The following is a 1,086-nucleotide window of genomic DNA, read 5'->3' on the forward strand; positions in this document are numbered from 1 at the left end:
CTCGGCGGCGAAGGCGGAGATCTCGGACGCCAGCCGGTCCGAGCTGAACTCGGTCTGCGGGATGCGGATCGCGCCGTCGACCTTGACCAGCACGCCGGCATTGGCGAACTGATCCTGGTCGATCGAGCCTGGCAACGGCACCAGGATCGAGGGCCGGCCGATCGCAGCGAGCTCGGCCACCGTGCCGGCGCCAGAGCGCGAAACGATCAGGTGGTTGGAAGCAAGCCGCGCCGGCAGATCGGTAAAGAACGGCGCCAGCTCTGCCTTGATCTTGAGCTTGTCGTAGACTGCGCGGACGCGGCTCATGTCCTCGTCGCGCACCTGCTGGGTGAGAACGAGCCGGCTCCACAGCGCGGGCTCGAGGCGCTCGATTGCGCCCGGCACGATGTCGGCCATGATGCGCGCGCCCTGGCTGCCGCCGACCACGAGCAGCCGCAGCGGTCCGTTCACCTCGGGCGCGGCATATGGCACAGCAGCGGCAGCGAGGACCGCGGGTCGCATCGGCGTACCGACCGTCGTGGTCTTGCCTGATAGCGCCGGATCCCGATCAAGCACGCCCGGGCGCGACGTCGCGATGGCGCGCACGCGGCTCGACAGGAACCGGTTGGCGCGGCCGAGCACCGCGTTGGCGTCGTGGATGATGCCGGGCACGCCGGCGAATTTCGCAGCGACCAGCGGCGGCAGTGTCGGATAGCCGCCGAAGCCGACGACGGCGACGGGCTTCAAGCGCTTGATCAGCGCGTAGGCTGACAGCGTGCCGGCAACGAGCGTGAGGCCGGCATAGGCGAGCTGAAACGGATTGCGCCCGCGTGCGGTCTCGCTGGCCACCACGTCGATCATGTCCTTGCTGAATAGCCCGCTATAGCGCAGCGCGCGCTCGTCCGTGACGAGGCGGACGCGATAGCCGCGCCGGATCAGCTCGACGCCGAGCGCCTCGGCCGGAAACAGATGGCCGCCGGTGCCGCCCGCGGCGAGAAGAATCAGGGGGGAATTGTCCATAAATGCCTTTTACAAGGCCTTCACCGTCATTGCGAGCCGGCTACACGACGCGCGTGCCCCGGGCGCAGCGCAGCGCGCCGCCCTTCG

1 protein-coding gene is annotated in these 1,086 nt (G+C 69.2%); it reads right to left on the reverse strand.

Annotated elements, in window-relative coordinates; genetic code table 11:
* On the reverse strand, positions 1-999 hold a 999-nt coding region (locus MOV74_RS38840; RefSeq protein WP_246932880.1), incomplete at its 3' end, for a UDP-N-acetylglucosamine--N-acetylmuramyl-(pentapeptide) pyrophosphoryl-undecaprenol N-acetylglucosamine transferase.
* Positions 1,000-1,086: the final 87 nt, after the last annotated feature.

Origin of the sequence: Bradyrhizobium sp. SHOUNA76, from assembly GCF_023006445.1 — a bacterium.
Lineage (GTDB): Bacteria > Pseudomonadota > Alphaproteobacteria > Rhizobiales > Xanthobacteraceae > Bradyrhizobium.